This is a genomic window from Aeromonas sp. ZOR0002, assembly GCF_963866995.1.
GTDB classification, from domain to species: domain Bacteria; phylum Pseudomonadota; class Gammaproteobacteria; order Enterobacterales; family Aeromonadaceae; genus Aeromonas; species Aeromonas caviae.
In genome coordinates this window covers 1-238 of the sequence record NZ_CAWMFQ010000321.1, presented here as the reverse complement: position 1 = coordinate 238, position 238 = coordinate 1, and the positions used below count along the sequence as shown (strand labels likewise).

Here is a 238-nt window from a genome sequence, read left to right as displayed (position 1 = left end):
TAATGCGGGGGTCACAGGTTCGAATCCCGTCATAGCCACCATGTTTGAAAAACGTTCCTTCAATCATCCGATTGCAAAGAACACTGTTGGGGCATCGCCAAGCGGTAAGGCAGCGGGTTTTGATCTCGCCATACCTAGGTTCGAATCCTAGTGCCCCAGCCATTTTTGCTTGTATTCGACGCAAGTCGTGCACAAGACGGCTATGTAGCTCAGTTGGTTAGAGCATCGCACTCATAAT

Annotated in this window: 1 tRNA gene; it reads left to right on the top strand. The window is 49.6% G+C overall.

The features are described from left to right. Positions 1-87 precede the first annotated feature (87 nt). Positions 88-162: transfer RNA gene (locus AACR77_RS17240), tRNA-Gln, on the top strand. Positions 163-238 lie beyond the last annotated feature (76 nt).